We start from the raw sequence: 17,178 nt of genomic DNA, 5'->3' as shown, positions 1-17,178 counted from the left end.
AATCACCATGATTGACAGCAACATCATTAAGGCTTTTACCGAAAGTGGTACCACTGACATTTTTGTGGTTTTATCGTAGCAGAATCCCCCTTTATTAAGTGGTAGCATTACCACTTAATAAAGGGGGATTCAATGTCAAAGAAGAAGCGTCGAGCATTCAGTCCAGATTTTAAACGTGGAGCCGTTGCGTTGACCCAGCAACTGGGTGTGAGCTGGCGTTATGCTGTTCTAAGTGCACCAATAAGGAATGAGGGGATGATAATTTAGATGTGTTGAATTGCCTTAGTATCCCTAACAACCCTTTACTAAATGGGTGTTGTTACATCAACAGGTGTTTTCATTTCCACTTGCTCCAGCATTCTCTTCACGCATCGTTCTTTTCGTTTGGCTTTAATACCAATCCAAATGAAGAAGCCAGAAAATAGTAATACAACAGCAAGAGGAAGCGTGGTCAAAATGTCAGAAAACGCGATCATTCCTTCTCCGGAGAAAATAAACGCGACTATACCCAATGTGATAATGCTCAGCAGTGCGCCGAAGAGGGAAAAAGGCCCCCCATGACTACGCGCAATTGATTTTACATCTTGTGACAGATTGATATAGCCATAACCTATCAATACGTTACTTTGGGGATCCTGAAATCCAGCAATGGCGACCAAATCTCCTTGATTCAATGCCCACGACTCCGACAGTCTCAGAATCACGGAGTGGGAATTCTCCAACTCAATACGCACGGTGGTGGAGGTTACGGCTTGGTAAGATTGAACCTTACTCTCTATCAAAGTCACATTCATTAGTTTTTATATTCGTGTTTTCCCATCAGAAAATAACGCTGACAGTGGCAATTAGATTAATTCATGAATCATACTAAAAGTGATCAAAATGGAAATACATCACAATGAAGACAAGCATCTATAGTTATTAGTTATATCTTTGAAAGTCAATGAGATACTTCTCATTTATATAAATAGGTCAAGAAACACTCCACCAATATTGATACAAATAACAATTAACCAATCGATGACGCACGATTTGAAAAGACTATAAGTTTAACTGGTCAATTGAAAATATGAACTGGTTAGATAGTTAATCCCCCATGCCTGTTGAATCCGTTTGATTCAGTGGCACAGAGGGATGTGTAAAAAGGTTAGCTCTCAAAACTCGTATCAGTTGCGATTCACCACCGAGTCTCGTACAACCAGATTGCCCTGAATACTTGATTTATTCTCTGACGGGTGACGTTCAAGGAAGTTATCGAGTTCTTTCATCAGCACTGCGATCAATCGTTCAGACGGATAACTGATACACGTCAGCGCCGGGGTTAGTTGCTTGGCTAATGATGAATCTTCCAGAGAAAGAATAGAAACATCTTGTGGGGTAGACAGGTTAAAGTCTTGTAGCAGTTTCATGGCAACCGCGGCATGGCTGTCTTTCATCACAATCAGTGAGGTAAATGATGAATAACTGTTGACGAGGTTCATCACCGCCAACTCTGCACTTTCATCAGCACTGACAATGAGTTGTCGGTTAATCGGGATCGACATATTCTGCATGGCGATTTTATACCCTTCAAGCACTTGCTGAGACGCATAATTCTGGCCATCAAGCAAAATCGCGACGGATGTGTGTCCCTGACTGGAAAGATAACGGCAGGCACTCTCACAAGCAAAACGATAGTCGTAACTGATAGAACGACAGTTGTCATGCACATAACTATCAACGGCTATCGTCTTGTCGAGCGCTGAAGCCGGAATATCACCACCGAAGGAGATAATCGCATCACACTGTCCATGACCCCACGATTCCATCACGCGGTGAGACTCTTCCGGCGTATCGGCAAAACTAACCAACATCCGCTTATCTCTTTGCTTGAGTGCATCGCATAGCAATGGCAAAAAAGTAGACACCTGACCCGTATCTGAGCTCGTTAAAACGACACCAATATAGTCAGACTTTTGGGTCGCAAGGCTCTGCGCCATGATATTAGGGCGATAGTTAAGCTCTTCCGCCGCTCTAAGCACAGCTTCGCGGCTTTCTTGTTTCACTCCCCGGCTGCCACTCATCACGCGAGAAACCGTCGCTTTTGAGACATTTGCCAGCCGAGAGACATCAGTGATAGTAACCATGACAATCCTATTTAACCAAGGTCAATCAAAGGGAACATTCAGGATGGAAAACGGTTCCCGTCTGTTTTCATTTTACCTTTGAAGACATATTTAACAAGAGGACTGCACAATAATTAACGCGAACAACCCGGTGATTTAATCACCGGATTGAACGTATCACCCGAATCAAGGCAAGTGATTCACTGTGCAATCCGCCGATATACGTCGATCAATTCAACGACCAGTTCCTTGGCGAGCATCGATGTCATCAAATGGTCCTGTGCATGAACCATAATGAGTGTCATCGGTGTTTTACCTTCTCCTTCATCCGCTTCAATCAGCTGCGTTTGTACACGATGAGCAAGACTTGCGAATTCACTCGCCTGGTGTAACAACATATCTGCCTGTTCAAAATCTCCGCTCTTAGCACTGCGTAGCGCTTCATAACAGAGGCTCCGGGATTGTCCGGCATTGACAATAATTCCCATGACTTGTTCTTCTAGATCCATGCTAAACTCCTATTTACCGCGCTCCTTGCATACGGCACTTCAATCATCAAATCCATTACCTTCTGAAACCTGAGCAAACCATTCACCACTTTTTTTCAGGCTGCGCTGCTGTGTTGCCAAATCCAGTCGGTAAAACCCATACCGATTTTTATAAGCGTTGCACCAAGACCAGTTATCGATAAAGGTCCAGAGGTGGTACCCGAAACACGCAGAGCCTTCTTCAATCGCCCGATGTATCCATTTCAGATGTTCACGAATAAAATCAATGCGATAGTCGTCCTGAATCTGTCCATCTTTGAGGAATTTTTCTTCACCTTCGACCCCCATGCCATTTTCTGAGATATAACAAGGAATATTGCCGTAGTGTTCCCGTAGGTTCGTCAGGATGTCATAAATACCTTTCTCATAAATTTCCCAACCCCGATGCGGGTTCATTTTGCGGCCGGGCATTTCATAAGGCTCAAAGAACCACTCCGGTACAAAAGGTGCGTTAGGATTCACCGCACTCAACCGCGCTTTCACTCTTCTTGGCTGATAGTAATTAATCCCCAGCAGGTCGATTTTACCTTTAGCAATCAGGTCACAATCACCATCATGAATATCAGGGAGTTGTCCGTATTGCTTGAGTAAAGTCACGAGTTGCTGCGGATATTCCCCCCGAATTACCGGATCAAGGAAACTTCGGTTAAACATCAAATCACAAATATTGGCAGCTTCCAGATCCGCCTGATGTTGTGAACGTGGATAGGACGGTGTCAGATTGAGCACGATGCCAATCCGTCCGCTCAGTTTCAGGTCGCGATACTTGCTCACGGCCATCGAATGCGCCAATACGGTGTGATAGGCCACAGTTGCAGCACGACGAAAATCCAACACATTCGGGTAATGGAAATCGTACAAGTAACCACCTTCAACCGGCACAATCGGTTCATTAAATGTGAACCAGTGCTTCACCCGATCACCGAACAAACGAAAACAGGTTTCGGCATAATCGGCATAGGCTTGTAACACGCGACGATTCTCAAAGCCGCCAAGTGCCTGCATCTTCATCGGCATATCGAAATGGAACAGACAGATAAATGGTTCGATCCCTTGTTCAATCAGTGTGTCGATCACTTGATTGTAAAAATCAACCGCTTCAGGATTGACGTCACCAGTTCCGTCAGGGATCAAACGAGCCCACGAAATCGAAGTGCGGAAACTGTTATGCTTGATGTCTTTCATCAATTGAATATCTGAACGGAAATGCTCATAAAACGTTGACGCATCTGTCGCAGAAACCCCTTGATGAAAGCGATTCGGTTCAGATTTGTACCAGTGATCCCAGATATTTTCCCCTTTTCCGCCAGAAAAGGCCGCACCTTCAGTTTGTGTCGCTGAGGCTGCACTTCCCCAATAGAAATGCTGCGGAAATTGATACTTCATATTTGTTCTCCATCAGCGGGCAGTTACTCTGCCCGCACTGTATCGCTCTTATTTTATTGATTGATATTTCACCACATGATTAAACGGTGACACCTTGTGGATGCTCGGCTTCTTTCTTCTTCGCTTCGGTTGCTTCTTTGTCTAATAGCTGTTTCTCATAAGCTTTTAGGAAAGGCAGATACATCAGCGCAGCAGAACACATACACAAGAGAGACAGAATTACCGGACTAACGGCCCAGTTGGCGGCCCATGATGCCCCGATTGGGCCAGGCGTTGTCCATGGTGTCAGTGAGACCACTTTTGCAACAAGACCAAGGTCCACCGCAAACCACGCAAACACCGCATTAATCATCGGAATAAAGATGAATGGTAGGAAAAAGATCGGGTTCATGATGATCGGAGCCCCGAACAAAATCGGTTCATTGATATTAAAGAAGCCGGGGACTATACCCATTTTCCCAATCGTTCTTAAGTGAACCGCTTTTGATCTCAGCAATAAAAATGCCAGTGGTAAAGTTGACCCCACACCACCGATCAATAAGTAGTGATCCCAGAACCCCTGTAGGAAAATATGAGGCAGCGCTTCACCTGCGGCCATCGCTACTTGGTTTTCAGACAGATTGGTCATCCAGAATGGGTTCATGATCCCGGTCACGATTAATGCCCCATGAATCCCAGCAAACCAAAGAAGCTGACAAATAAAGACAGCAAGTAATACTGCCGCTAATGAGTCAGAAGCAGACACTAACGGCTCAAGTAATGTCATAATTGCCTGAGGTAAAATCATCCCGGTTTGTGCTTCAATCAATAAGTTGAGTGGGTACAACGTCAGAATGATGAATAAAACAGGGATGAGGATTTCAAACGAGCGAGAAACGCCTGTCGGAACCTCTGGAGGAAGTTTAATCGTCACATGGTGACGCTTCAGGAAGGCATACACTTCGGTCGCATAAATCGCGGTCAGGATTGAAGTAAAGATCCCCTGTCCTGACAAGTATTGCATCGATATCGAACCGTCTTTTAATGGCGCTGCAACCAGCATAAATGCCATTAATGCCAGCAGACCGGTTGTCATCGGATCAAGCTCGTGATGCTTGGCCAGACTGGAGCCAATCCCGACCGATATGAACACCGTCATAATCCCCATGCTCAGGTTGAAAGGTAGCATGAGTTGATCACGGTATTCGGAGGAAAAATCCAGCCATGCCCGGGCAAAGCCCCATGTTGTATCCGCAGGAAAAGGTGGGAAGATAAACACGAGCATGAATGATCCGACGATCATGAACGGCAATGCCGCAATAAAACCGTCCCTGATCGAGGTGAGATATTTTTGTTGACCAACTTTGACCGCTATTGGTGTTAGTTTTTGTTCAATTGCATTGACCACATGGTCGTATAGAGTACTCATTTTGATGTCCTGTTCTTAATTTTTCTCAAACGCACTCGCCTATCAGTTCTATTGCAAAATCAAGCACTTTATCTCCATTCTGCATCCCATAATCCATCATATTGATAGGCTCGACTCTGATACCGTATTTGTCGGCTTTCTTTTGTAAGTCCTGTTGCATGTACTTAACCTGAGGGCCCAGTAAAACCACTTGATAGTTGCCAACCTGATCACTGAACTCCGAGGTACCATATGCCTTTATCTCAACATCAATGCCACGCTCTTTTGCTGCGGCTTCCATTTTCTTCACCAGCAACGAGGTTGACATTCCTGCTGAGCAACACAGCATGATTTTTTTCATAACCGATACTCCTTACTTCGTTTCGATACGTTTGCTTCAACGATGATTTCGCTTAAGCATTGATTCGTTTAGACACTGATTGATTTGTTTAGGCGATTCCCTGTTTAGACACTGAAAGTATGCGCCCACGGATTACACTTGGAAACCGGTTTCCAAGTGTAATCCGTGGGAATGTGAATTTGATCATTAAAACGGTCACAAGCGAGTATGATTCTATGATCTATCAAACAGATTCATCGATTCGTGGTCATGATGATTGAAAGAAAGGCACTGATTTTGCCGACTGTTTTTACCACAGTAAAAGGCAATATCACCGTATGAAGGTGTGATCTAATCTTTATTTATAAATCGTTGTTTATGAAAGAATAGCAGGTTGGACAATCGGTTTCCAAAATTACTCATCAAGGACAAGGATCGCCATGAATCATTCCGTTACCAGACTGTTCGCGGACACTCTTGATCATTATTTTTCACCATATGCAAGGAAGTTAAGCCAGAGCCCCCATCTGATCGCGTTACGCGACGGTTTTCAGATCTCAATGCCTTTTGTCTTTATTGGTTGCATTTTTGTGCCCCTGATTTTCCCGCTCACCTCAGCCCTATCGATAGGCGAAACGTCATCGATCGCATTGTGGTGGGAATCGCTCAGTATTCGTTTACAACCTGTCATTCTGCCCATGTACCAAATCACTCTCGGGCTGGTTGCAATGATTATTTCCTTTGGTATCTCCGCCAGTCTGGCAAAACAATACCGTCTTCCGGAGCGTTTATCCGGACTAACCGGTTGCCTCGCTTTTCTGATGCTGTCTGGGTTTTCAACACTCAATACCCAAGAACTTTACTATCTGGGTGGCGGTGGTATTTTTACGGCGCTCGTCGCAGGTATCTATGCCGTAGAAGTCATTCACTTGTTTATTAAGAAAGGTTGGTACATCCATATGCCTGATGACGTACCGCTGATTACTGCGCAAGGGTTTAAATTACTCATTCCGATCTTTATCGTCTTCCTGACATTATCGTTATTTGATCTCACACTAAAATATTATGCTGGTGTGCATTTCCCTCACCTGATTGAAACACTGTTCAAGCCACTCATTCTTGCCTCCGACAGTCTGGCCGCAGTGATCATTTCGATTCTGGTTTGTCAGCTGTTGTGGTTCGTCGGGATCCACGGTTCAATCATTATCACCAGTATCATGAATCCTTTCTGGATGACGAACCTACTTGCCAATCAAGCTGCCATTGAAACGGGCGTCCAAATTCCACCGCACATTTATACCGCATCATTCTGGGATTTTTTCCTTCTGATCGGGGGTGTTGGTTCAACACTACCGTTGGTATATCTTGCGTTGAAAAGCCGTTCCAACCATATGAAGTCGGTCGGAAAAGTCGCGCTGTTACCTGCAATTTTTAATATTAACGAACCAATTTTGTTCGGTTTTCCGATTATCATGAATCCGGTGTTTATTCTCCCTTTCATTTTTGTCCCGATATTGAATGCCACCATCGCCTGGTATCTGACGTCGATTGGCGTGCTGGACCGAATCGTCATGATGTTACCTTGGACCGTTCCCGCCCCACTCGGTGCCACATGGGCCGCAAATGGCAGTATCGCCAACGTGTTAATGGTGCTCTTTGCGCTCGTGAATGCTTATTGTCTGTACCTCCCCTTTTTTCGTGCTCACGAGAAAATCATTCTCGCGCAGCAAGAGCAAATGGCCGCCCAAAAACATTAATTGATCCGATCACCTAGTATCACTAAAGGCACAGCCATCTTGATGAGAAAGACCGACGGTTCTCCCCCTGAACCGCCGGTTTTCCCTTTTTCTAACAATATGCTTTTCTTATTAACTTCTATTTATACGCTGTTCTGGTGAAACAGCTTTATGTATTGAACAAAAACAAAACAATCTATTTGTGTCCTCCTTAGAAATGGAAATCAATCTGTGTACGGAATAGATGTCGATAGGCACCTGCATCACTACCGCCGGAACGGAACCGTTCTTGAACGGAGTAGAAGGTTTCCCAAACAACATTTTTAAATAACACGTATTTCACCCCAAGAATGCCACCTTTAGCATCACTCGGTAATGAACCCCATTCATCATCATGAGAGTAGTCCCCATATCTTCTGAAATCGATATAGCGGAAATAAAGTCCGTATGATCCAACTTGTGCTAAATCAGTATCTTTATAATCGATACGGTATTCTTGGCTAGTGTTATGATGCTCGGCATTCGTCATTGCAAACGCACCGCGAAGAAGAATGTCATCCGTCAGGCGATATTGCAGTTCAAATGCCCCCATCCGATCCATTTTCTGTGCATCATTTTTGTTGTCGTTCGTCGCAAAAGTCAGGCTGGTCTGCAAATCATCGGTCAAACTCCCCGTCAGGTTGGCACCTGCAATCGAAATATCAGAGCTGTTAGGCATCGTCACCAAATCACCCTGTCTCGGTCTCAGCCAGAATGCTTTGGCATTCCACCCCGGCAAGACGTCATAATCAAGCTGAACCCCGTCGGCTGCATGACCAAACGGAACGGCCTGAAATCCGTAGCCCCACCATTTTGTCCCTAATGTCACACCAACACCACCGGGACGTCCTTCAACCCAAATCCGCTGTAATGTCCCATCCTGGTCACTACTACCGTTATCCCCATTACGCCATGATTGCGTGACGGTATAGCCTTTACGGGTCTCAATCTGGAAGTTTGCACTCCAGTCTTCCGAGACTTTCATCTTGCCTTCTAAATCCATATAGAAATGCTTGTTATTGGCACCGGAACCAATCGGTTCACGATCATCGTGATCGTATTTTGCTCTGAAAAAACCAAAGATATGTACCCGATCCATCATCGCTTTCAGCGAAGCAATCGAATCACTGTCCATCGACTCTTCATAATCCATTCTTTCTTGTTTCAGCTTTTGTAGTTCACTCTGATATTGCTGATGTAACTGTTCGAGTTGTTGGATTTGAGTGTCCAGCGCCGCTTTATCCACTGCGGCAGCAACTGAACTGAATGACCAGCAGGCTGCCAGCATTACAGGGAGTACCTTCAGTCCCATCTGTTTTTTCCTGTCCATAGTTTTCTCGTCTTTATTTTATCTATCGTTTCAGACCATCCTCCCGAAATTGACCCCATGTTCCCTTGAAACCAAAGGTCCATCATGCTCAGTTCTCACAACCGTCAACAGATTTGGCAACGTTTCAAAATACGGAAACAACCATCAGCAACGATCATATCGAAAGAACCACAGCCTTTTCTCGAGAGCTCAGTTATTGTTCAAAGCCAGTCTAATTCTATAAACAACAATAGATTGTGGTGATCAGCACGATTTTTCAGATTCAGGACAAATATTGGAAACCGGTTTCCAATATTGTTACGAATATCACTTTTTTACCTCGATAAAGTGCGGTCGACATGATGAATGATGGAATTCGAATGAATAAACAGCAGGAATAACAACTTATCCAAGGGTTGTTATCGTTATAACTATATGCAACATGGTCAATAAATGTGAGCCGGTATAGAAAACAGAGGATCGTATAGAAAACAGACACATTATTTATAGACACTTGAACATAAAGCCGTTTTTATCCATTTGAGCATTTGCTCAAGTGACTTACTTCTTAGACCGAGTTTCTTTCTTAGACCTATGGATAAATTATGATAAAAAAATATTTCATCTACTTCGCTAGTGTATGTCTGTCTTTCAGCGCTATCGCTAAAACGGGTGTCTTTCCGAGACAAGATTTTGATCAACTGAGTTATGGGTTGTATTGGTTTGGTGCCGACGACCAGTATCAGAAAGGCGGACAAGATACCCGCAATGGCAGCACCTATTATGATCCATCCAGACCAACACTGATTCTGATTCATGGCTGGCAATCCAATCATACGATTGAACAAAACAGAACCGTCTACTGGGAAAACGGCGGGGGGACACCCAATATCGACTTTGCCAACCTCTGGCGAGCCGAAGGCTATAATGTGGCCATGTTATATTGGGATCAGTTCGCTGATGAACCTGAGCTAAAAGATGCTGAAGCGAAAATCTGGTCAGCCAACGGGCCGAAAAAAATGCGCTGGCGCGACAGTCGCGGAAACTACCATACAGGCCCAACAGAGAATGTCACCGAGTTATTACTGCAACAGTATCTCAATGCCATGCAAGGATATCGGGGCAATGATATTCGCCTTGCCGGACACAGTTTGGGAAATCAGGTCGCGCTTCGGCTGGCGGATCGACTGGCAACACTGGCTGAACGGGGTCAGATTGCCAACAACATCGTGCCGCAACGCGTATCATTGCTGGATGCATTCTACTCCAATCACAGTAAGGATTATTTGAATGGTCGCTGGGTTGGTGAAGCAGCCCGGGAAGCGGTCAGTCGTCTCAAACCCAAAGGGATCGCGATCGACTCCTATCGGACTTCAGCGGTCGCATCAACACCATTTATCGGTGACGAGAACCGCGCCCTGCATAATGCGGTCGCTTTTGTGGAACAACAAACCCGCTTCTTTAATCAGACACAGCAGGGAGAAAAGCATAACGCAGCTATCTGGCTGTACCTCTGGTCAATTATTTATCCGGCCCCGGTCGTTATAGATAGTAGTCTGCCGGGTATTTCTGCCTCCGCGAGCAATGCACAAGTCAAACGCTGGATGGCGACCACGGATCATTTACAACAAGTTTCGGGTGGCGATACCAAAGATCCGCTGGATAATCTCTACGAAACCGATGATGCGCTGTAGATTGAATTAGGATAGATAGCATCCGGACAGATAGCGGAGCGTGGAATAAATGACATTCACAGCCCTTTGGTCAGCATATGGGCAAGAAAATCGGTAATTTCGCGATCCGCTGCTGGACTCAGCGCTTCAAGCCATAAGACTCCGGCATAATGCTCAGCTTTGAGGAATAATCGTGTGCCTTCAAAATCAATCAGCCAAGTGTGAATATCTGCATCACACTGTTTTTCGATAATCGACGCGGGCAGTAATTCAATCAGTCGAGCACCTAAACGAGGAAACGAATCGAAATCAAAATGTGGGGTCTCCAGAATAAGCACACCGGAATCCGCCAAATATTCACGCAGAGAAAATTCAGCCATGATAAGTCAAATGCTCCTGAATCAAATCCAAAAACGGATCCGCATATTTTTCCAGCTTTCTTTGTCCGACACCACTCACCGCTAACATCTCACCATACGATGTCGGTAAAATATCGGCCATGTCGATCAACGTTGCATCACTGAATACGACATAAGGCGGAATCCCGTCTTCATCTGCAATTGATTTTCTGAGTTTGCGTAGTTTGGCAAACAGCTGGCGATCATAGGTCTTACTGCTCAACTTCTCCGCTTTGGAAGCTTTCACCGCAGTATCCAAACGCGGGACAGCCAGTTCCAGCGCCACGTCTCCCCGCAGTAACGGCCGGGCTTCTTCCGTCAGCTGTAATGTCGAATTCCGCGTAATATTTTGTTGCAACAATCCTTTATGAATCAACTGCCGGAAGATACTGACCCAATAATCATGACTGTGTTCCCGGCCAATACCGTAGGTACTTAGCTGATCATGGCCATTTTCACGAATCCGAATATTCTGCATTCCACGCAATACTTCAACGACATAACCAATCCCGAAGTTTTGCTTGACCCGATAAACACAAGACAAGGCTTTTTGAGCTTCTTTGGTCGCATCGAACATCTTCGGGGGATCCAGACAAATATCACAGTTGCCACAAGGCTGTTCACGATATTCACCGAAATAATTGAGTAACACCTGACGGCGACAGGTCTGCGCTTCGGCAAAGGCACTCATTGCATTGAGCTTATGACTTTCAACTTGCTTTTGCGGACCATCCACTTTTTCATCCAGAATACGACGCAACCAACCCATGTCAGCCGGATCATAGAGCATCACGGCCTCAGCTGGTAAGCCATCTCGCCCTGCCCGACCCGTTTCCTGATAATAGGACTCGATGTTACGAGGGATATCAAAATGCATGACAAAACGGACATTCGACTTATTGATACCCATGCCGAACGCGACGGTTGCGACAACAATCTGAACATCATCACGCTGAAATGCTTCCTGAACATAATTGCGTTCATCGACATCCATCCCGGCATGATACCCTGCGGCCCGAAAATGGTTCTGACACAATTTTTCCGTCAGCATTTCTACCTTTTTCCGGCTACCACAATAAATAATGCCGCACTGCCCTTGCTGAGTGCCTAAAAAACGAATGACTTGAGAGACTGGTTTATGTTTTTCCAGCAGCGCATAACGAATATTCGGTCGATCAAAGCTTCCCAGATAAATATGCGGGGCCTTTAAATGCAGTCGGCTTTGGATATCCTGCCGCGTCGATTCATCGGCTGTTGCTGTCAGGGCAATAACCGGCACTTGCGGAAAAGCCTGTTTCAATTGGCCCAAAGCAGCATATTCCGGACGGAAATCGTGCCCCCACTGGGAAATACAGTGCGCTTCATCGACAGCAATCATCGCAATCTGCATCTGGTGTAACCGTTCGATAAAATCGGCCATTAACACCCGTTCCGGTGAGACATACACCAATTTCAAAGTCCCAGCATTCATCCGCTGATACGTCTCAATCAGCGCCTCTTTACTCATACTCGAATTAATACAGGCTGCTGCGACACCGTTGGCAACCAATTGATCCACTTGATCTTTCATCAGAGAGATCAACGGAGAAATCACCAATGTAATACCATCAAGCATGATTGCCGGAATTTGGTAACACAGTGATTTCCCGCCGCCGGTCGGCATAATGACCAGACTGTCTTGTCCGGCAAGCACCGCATCAATCACATCCTTTTGACCTAGCCGAAACGTCTGATAACCGAAGACGGTATTCAGTACAGATTCTGAGCTGGTTGGAGCGTGGTCGTCTTGTTCGGCAATCAATGCAGCGGTCATGAAATACTCAATATGATGGGTTTCGCGGAAGAATGGTTACGCACAGCGGTTATTGTAGTGGGGTTAGATGCGGAATAAAACCATAAATTCTTCGACCCTTCTCGCGAAAGTACGCGGAACAAATCAATGCCGGAGATCCACTGGTGTGGTGTATAATGCATCTCTTATCACAATATCATCCTATTTTATTAAGCATAAAATAACTTCAGCGGTACAACTATGAACGATGAACAGCAAGCGCGACAAGGAGTGCTCTTTGCTCTAGCCGCCTACCTAATGTGGGGCATTGCACCCGTTTATTTCAAAATGCTCGAACATATCAATCCGGTAGAAATTATCTGTCACCGGATTCTCTGGTCTTTTCTGCTGCTGGCGGTACTGCTGCATTTCGGAAAGCAATGGCCGATGATTCGTAACCTGATCTCAGATCGACGCAAGATTTATTATTTAATCGCAACATCAGTGCTGATTGGTGGCAACTGGTTGATTTTCATCTGGTCAATTAATAATCATCATCTGCTGGATGCCAGTCTTGGCTATTATATCAATCCACTACTCAATGTAATTTTGGGGATGGTGTTTCTCAATGAGCGGCTACGAATCCTACAGTGGATAGCCGTTGCACTCGCCACCATTGGCGTGGTGATTCAGCTCATTCTGTTCGGTTCGATCCCGATCATTGCCATTGCACTTGCCAGTACTTTCGGGATTTACGGGCTTCTGCGTAAAAAAGTCATGGTCAGTGCATTAAATGGTTTGTTTATTGAAACATTGATTTTAGTCCCGGTCGCCCTGATATATTTATTTGGTTTTGCCAATTCCGCAACCAGTAATCTGGTCGATAATTCACTGCATCTCAATGGATTACTTGCGATGGCGGGGGTGGTCACGACACTTCCCCTGCTCTGTTTTGCCGGTGCCGCGACTCGCATGAAACTTTCGACTCTCGGTTTCTTCCAATATATCGGCCCGAGTATGATGTTTATTCTGGCAACGGTTTTTTATGGCGAACCCTTTAGCCCCGATAAAGCGACCACGTTTTTATTCATTTGGGGGGCTTTAATACTCTTCAGCTATGACGGTATTCGTAATCATCATCGCAAACGCCCTGTCGTTGTGATAGCAGAATAATCCTTTGAGACTGAAGCAAAAACGACACAAAGAACGGTGAGGAACGCTAACAAATATGAACAACGAATACCAGATCCTCCTGACGCTCGCGAGCATTCACTGGATTGCCTTAATGAGCCCGGGGCCAGACTTCGCACTCGTGATTCAGAATGCCACCCGCTATGGCAGAACAACCGGTATTTATATTGCGCTCGGCCTATCGTTTGGGATTCTGATTCATTCGATTCTCAGTCTGACTGGTATCAGTCTCATCGTCCATACTCATCCGGTTTGGTTTGCGCTGATTCAAATCGCGGGTGGCAGCTATCTGGCATGGCTGGGGCTGTCCACCTTGAACAGCCTGTATCAACGCAGGAAGCCCCGTCATCAACCCGAGACGGAGACCGCGTCTTTGTGGCTGGACAATCGCAAGCAGGCTTTCTCCAAAGGCTTTCTGACCAATATCCTCAATCCTAAAGCACTGGTGTTTTTCATCAGTCTGATGTCGAGTCTGATCCCGGCTGACTTTTCCGCTTCAGGAAAAATACTCGCTCTGGTCATACTATGGGGGTTGTCCTTTTTCTGGTTCGCTATCCTCGCGTTGCTACTTTCCAGTCAGCGATTACAAAATAAATTACACGCCGCAGCCGTATATATTGATGGACTCTGCGGTATCATTTTCTCCGTCCTCGGTCTGATGATCGGTTATCATGCAGTCACCTCACTGACATGACTGTCATCATGTTTTTGACGCGGGTGACTCAACAACGCGTTACCCGCAACATATCACGTTAAGCCTCTGGATTTATAAGACATGAGATGTCATTCTTGGTGTTGCATAAATGTTAATGCAACATGGAGGTTTACTCGTGAAAATAAAAATATTACTCATACTCTCAGGGTTATTCACGGCCCTAAATATCCACGCCGCACAGGTTGCTGATTCTGTCGCCCCGGAAATCAACACCGGCCATGATGTCAAAACGCTGACTCATGCCAAGCAGTGGATGGTTACAGCAGCAAACCCACTCGCAGCCAAAGCAGGCGCAGATATTCTTCGTCAGGGCGGCAATGCCATTGATGCAATGGTCGCGGTACAATTGATGCTCGGTTTAGTCGAGCCCCAATCGTCAGGGATTGGCGGGGGCGCATTCATGGTTTACTGGGATCAGAAAAAACAACATCTCACCACTTTTGATGCCAGAGAAACGGCCCCTGTGCAGGCGACTCCTGAACTTTTTCTGGATGAAAAAGGGCAACCACTCCAGTTTTACGATGCCGTTGTTGGCGGCCGTTCTGTCGGCACTCCCGGCACCGTGAAGCTACTTTGGGAGACCCATCAGAAATATGGCAAACTGCCTTGGAAAAAACTTTTTGCTCCCGCCATTGAACAGGCGAAACAAGGGTTCCGTATCAGTCCGCGTCTCGCCAAGCAAATCGCTGATGATACTCAGCGCCTGAGCCGATACCCCGGAACACGCAATTACTTTTTTGACCCTCAAGGAAATCCGAAACCAGCCGGTACGCTGCTCAAAAACCCGGCATATGCCCAGACATTAACGACCATAGCTAACGGTGGAGCGGATGCATTCTATCGTGGCGATATCGCTAAAGATATTGTGGCAACCGTCCGGCACGCGCCCGGCAATCCCGGTGTTCTGTCACAAACAGACTTTGACAACTATACCATCAAAGAGCGCCAGCCCGTTTGTGCCGACTATCAGGGCTATGATGTCTGCGGAATGGGGCCGCCAAGTTCGGGCGCCCTCACTGTCGGACAGATCCTCTCAATGGCTCAACATTTTGACTTGAAAAAATGGGGCGCAATGAGTGAGAAGTCATGGCAGGTTATCGCAGAGGCTTCACGGTTAGCATTTGCAGATCGCGGCAAGTTCATGGCAGATGAAGACTTTGTGCCGATGCCAACACAAGGATTGGTCGATCAAGACTATCTTGCTCAACGCGCACAACTCATTCAGCCTGGTCAAGCCCTCACCAAGGTTTCAGCGGGAAGCCCGCCATGGCAGCACGCCATGCAACTCGGCACGGATCAGGCCATCGAGCTGCCTTGTACCAGCCATTTTAATATTGTTGATCGAGACGGTAATGTCGTATCGATAACGACCACGATTGAAAACGGGTTTGGCTCTCGTCTGATGGTCCGGGGATTTTTGCTCAACAACGAGCTGACAGATTTCTCGTTCAAATCGCATGACGGAGATAACCCGGTTGCGAACCGTGTCGAACCGGGCAAACGTCCTCGTTCTTCGATGGCACCAACCATTGTCCTGAAAGATGGTCAGCCTTATCTGGCAATCGGCTCTCCGGGAGGCAGTCGCATTATCGGCTACGTGGCTCAGGCACTGATCGCGCATCTGACTTGGGGACAAGATATCCAGCAAGCTTTAAATATGCCGCATATTGTCGATCGCTTTGGCCCTGTCGATCTTGAACAAGGCACCACCGCAGAACAACTCAAACCCGCGTTGGAGAAGATGGGCTATCACGTCAATGTTCGCGATCTGAATTCTGGACTTCATGCGATTCGCCTCACCAAAGATGGTCTTGAAGGCGCGGCTGACCCACGACGAGAAGGCGTGGCGATCGGTGAATAGAATGTAACCAGTAGCATAGTTATTTAGCTCGCTCGTTTGTAAGAGATCTCTCACAAATGAGTGAGCCAATAGAGATTCAGACTAAAGATATTCTCACAAAAATAAAACCAAGCTACTGAATTAAAATGAAAAGTACGTTTATCAATCAGTTTTCTGTCAAAATTCTGTTATCCCGAACGATTGCCGAATCCACGTAAAGCCGTAGTATATAACTTGTCAGCAGGGAGTTGACATAAGGACATCGAAAGGAATTGATTCGTTGACAGGATGGTCACGAACAGGGATGAAGATGGACACACCCGGGAAGGGTAACTACATCAGGATGATGTCAGGGAACTTTTCAAGGATGGCAGTGCTAACAGGATGGTTAGCAGACGAGGACGTCAAGGACACCGCTAGGAAGGCGATGGAAGGATCGGCTGAAGGATTCAGCAGACTGATCAAGGATTAGATGCAGGACGCACTTATCGTAGCAGGATGGCTGCAAGCAAAGAATAGAACCCCGGTGGGCATTGCTCCCGGGGTTTTCCTTATTTGTCTCCGCCTCTTTTTTACAGGAGACCGACACAGACAGATAGCGCAGCGCTAATGTAAAACCCGCTCTTTCAAGAATTGAGACAGATCGATAGTCAATATCACCCTCTGCGGCGGTTTGGGTAACTGATTGTCAATAGAGAACAGTTTTCCTCCCGGGAAATGAGGGAAAGTCATTGCTGCCG

The 17,178-nt window shown here is 46.1% G+C and carries 14 protein-coding genes; 5 read left to right on the top strand and 9 right to left on the bottom strand.

The genetic code is table 11. The features are described 5' to 3' along the window. Window positions 1-305: 305 nt before the first annotated feature. From BSQ33_RS09395 to BSQ33_RS09370, 6 genes are all read right to left on the bottom strand, one after another. A complete protein-coding gene (locus BSQ33_RS09395) occupies window positions 306-674 on the bottom strand; it encodes a hypothetical protein (RefSeq protein ID WP_157721375.1) in 369 nt (122 codons plus the stop codon). 492 nt (window positions 675-1,166) lie between these two features. Next, window positions 1,167-2,126, bottom strand: coding sequence for a LacI family DNA-binding transcriptional regulator (locus BSQ33_RS09390; protein WP_088133929.1), 960 nt, complete (start codon window positions 2,124-2,126; stop codon window positions 1,167-1,169). Between the two features lie 179 nt (window positions 2,127-2,305). Beyond that, window positions 2,306-2,614 carry a PTS lactose/cellobiose transporter subunit IIA gene (locus tag BSQ33_RS09385; protein WP_072962985.1) on the bottom strand — a complete coding sequence of 103 codons (309 nt, stop codon included), beginning with the start codon at window positions 2,612-2,614 and terminating at the stop codon, window positions 2,306-2,308. A 39-nt stretch (window positions 2,615-2,653) separates the two neighbouring features. Beyond that, the gene (locus BSQ33_RS09380; RefSeq protein ID WP_088133928.1) at window positions 2,654-4,039 is read right to left on the bottom strand and encodes a glycoside hydrolase family 1 protein; all 1,386 of its coding nucleotides are present in this window, start codon (window positions 4,037-4,039) and stop codon (window positions 2,654-2,656) included. 79 nt (window positions 4,040-4,118) lie between these two features. Beyond that, on the bottom strand, window positions 4,119-5,447 hold the full coding sequence (locus BSQ33_RS09375) for a PTS sugar transporter subunit IIC (RefSeq protein WP_088133927.1): 1,329 nt from the start codon (window positions 5,445-5,447) through the stop codon (window positions 4,119-4,121). A 25-nt stretch (window positions 5,448-5,472) separates the two neighbouring features. Next, a complete protein-coding gene (locus BSQ33_RS09370) occupies window positions 5,473-5,787 on the bottom strand; it encodes a PTS sugar transporter subunit IIB (protein ID WP_077336160.1) in 315 nt (104 codons plus the stop codon). Between the two features lie 419 nt (window positions 5,788-6,206). On the opposite strand from BSQ33_RS09370, the gene BSQ33_RS09365 reads away from it, so the two are divergent. Further along, on the top strand, window positions 6,207-7,523 hold the full coding sequence (locus tag BSQ33_RS09365; RefSeq protein ID WP_088133926.1) for a PTS sugar transporter subunit IIC: 1,317 nt from the start codon (window positions 6,207-6,209) through the stop codon (window positions 7,521-7,523). Between the two features lie 190 nt (window positions 7,524-7,713). Here the strand turns inward: BSQ33_RS09365 and BSQ33_RS09360 are convergent, their stop codons facing one another. Continuing rightward, on the bottom strand, window positions 7,714-8,853 hold the full coding sequence (locus BSQ33_RS09360; protein ID WP_088133925.1) for a hypothetical protein: 1,140 nt from the start codon (window positions 8,851-8,853) through the stop codon (window positions 7,714-7,716). Between the two features lie 602 nt (window positions 8,854-9,455). Between BSQ33_RS09360 and BSQ33_RS09355 the strand changes: the two genes are divergently transcribed. Next, window positions 9,456-10,544 (top strand): hypothetical protein, encoded by a 1,089-nt coding sequence (locus tag BSQ33_RS09355; RefSeq protein ID WP_088133924.1) that lies wholly within the window; start codon window positions 9,456-9,458, stop codon window positions 10,542-10,544. Between the two features lie 56 nt (window positions 10,545-10,600). Here the strand turns inward: BSQ33_RS09355 and BSQ33_RS09350 are convergent, their stop codons facing one another. Continuing rightward, window positions 10,601-10,903, bottom strand: coding sequence for a DUF3630 family protein (locus BSQ33_RS09350; protein ID WP_088133923.1), 303 nt, complete (start codon window positions 10,901-10,903; stop codon window positions 10,601-10,603). Next, window positions 10,896-12,734, bottom strand: coding sequence for an ATP-dependent DNA helicase RecQ (recQ, locus tag BSQ33_RS09345; protein ID WP_088133922.1), 1,839 nt, complete (start codon window positions 12,732-12,734; stop codon window positions 10,896-10,898). Before recQ ends, BSQ33_RS09350 begins: the two co-directional genes overlap by 8 nt. 219 nt (window positions 12,735-12,953) lie before the next feature. On the opposite strand from recQ, the gene rarD reads away from it, so the two are divergent. From rarD to ggt, 3 genes are all read left to right on the top strand, one after another. Then, window positions 12,954-13,865 carry an EamA family transporter RarD gene (gene rarD / locus BSQ33_RS09340; protein ID WP_088133921.1) on the top strand — a complete coding sequence of 304 codons (912 nt, stop codon included), beginning with the start codon at window positions 12,954-12,956 and terminating at the stop codon, window positions 13,863-13,865. A gap of 55 nt (window positions 13,866-13,920) precedes the next feature. Next, window positions 13,921-14,577 (top strand): LysE family translocator, encoded by a 657-nt coding sequence (locus BSQ33_RS09335; protein WP_088133920.1) that lies wholly within the window; start codon window positions 13,921-13,923, stop codon window positions 14,575-14,577. A 115-nt stretch (window positions 14,578-14,692) separates the two neighbouring features. Continuing rightward, window positions 14,693-16,459 carry a gamma-glutamyltransferase gene (gene ggt / locus BSQ33_RS09330; RefSeq protein WP_088133919.1) on the top strand — a complete coding sequence of 589 codons (1,767 nt, stop codon included), beginning with the start codon at window positions 14,693-14,695 and terminating at the stop codon, window positions 16,457-16,459. The last annotated feature ends 719 nt before the right edge of the window (window positions 16,460-17,178 follow it).

It is taken from the genome of Vibrio gazogenes (assembly GCF_002196515.1).
GTDB lineage: Bacteria > Pseudomonadota > Gammaproteobacteria > Enterobacterales > Vibrionaceae > Vibrio > Vibrio gazogenes_A.
The sequence above is the reverse complement of the archived record's forward strand: the minus strand, read 5'-3'. Positions and strand labels throughout refer to the sequence as shown.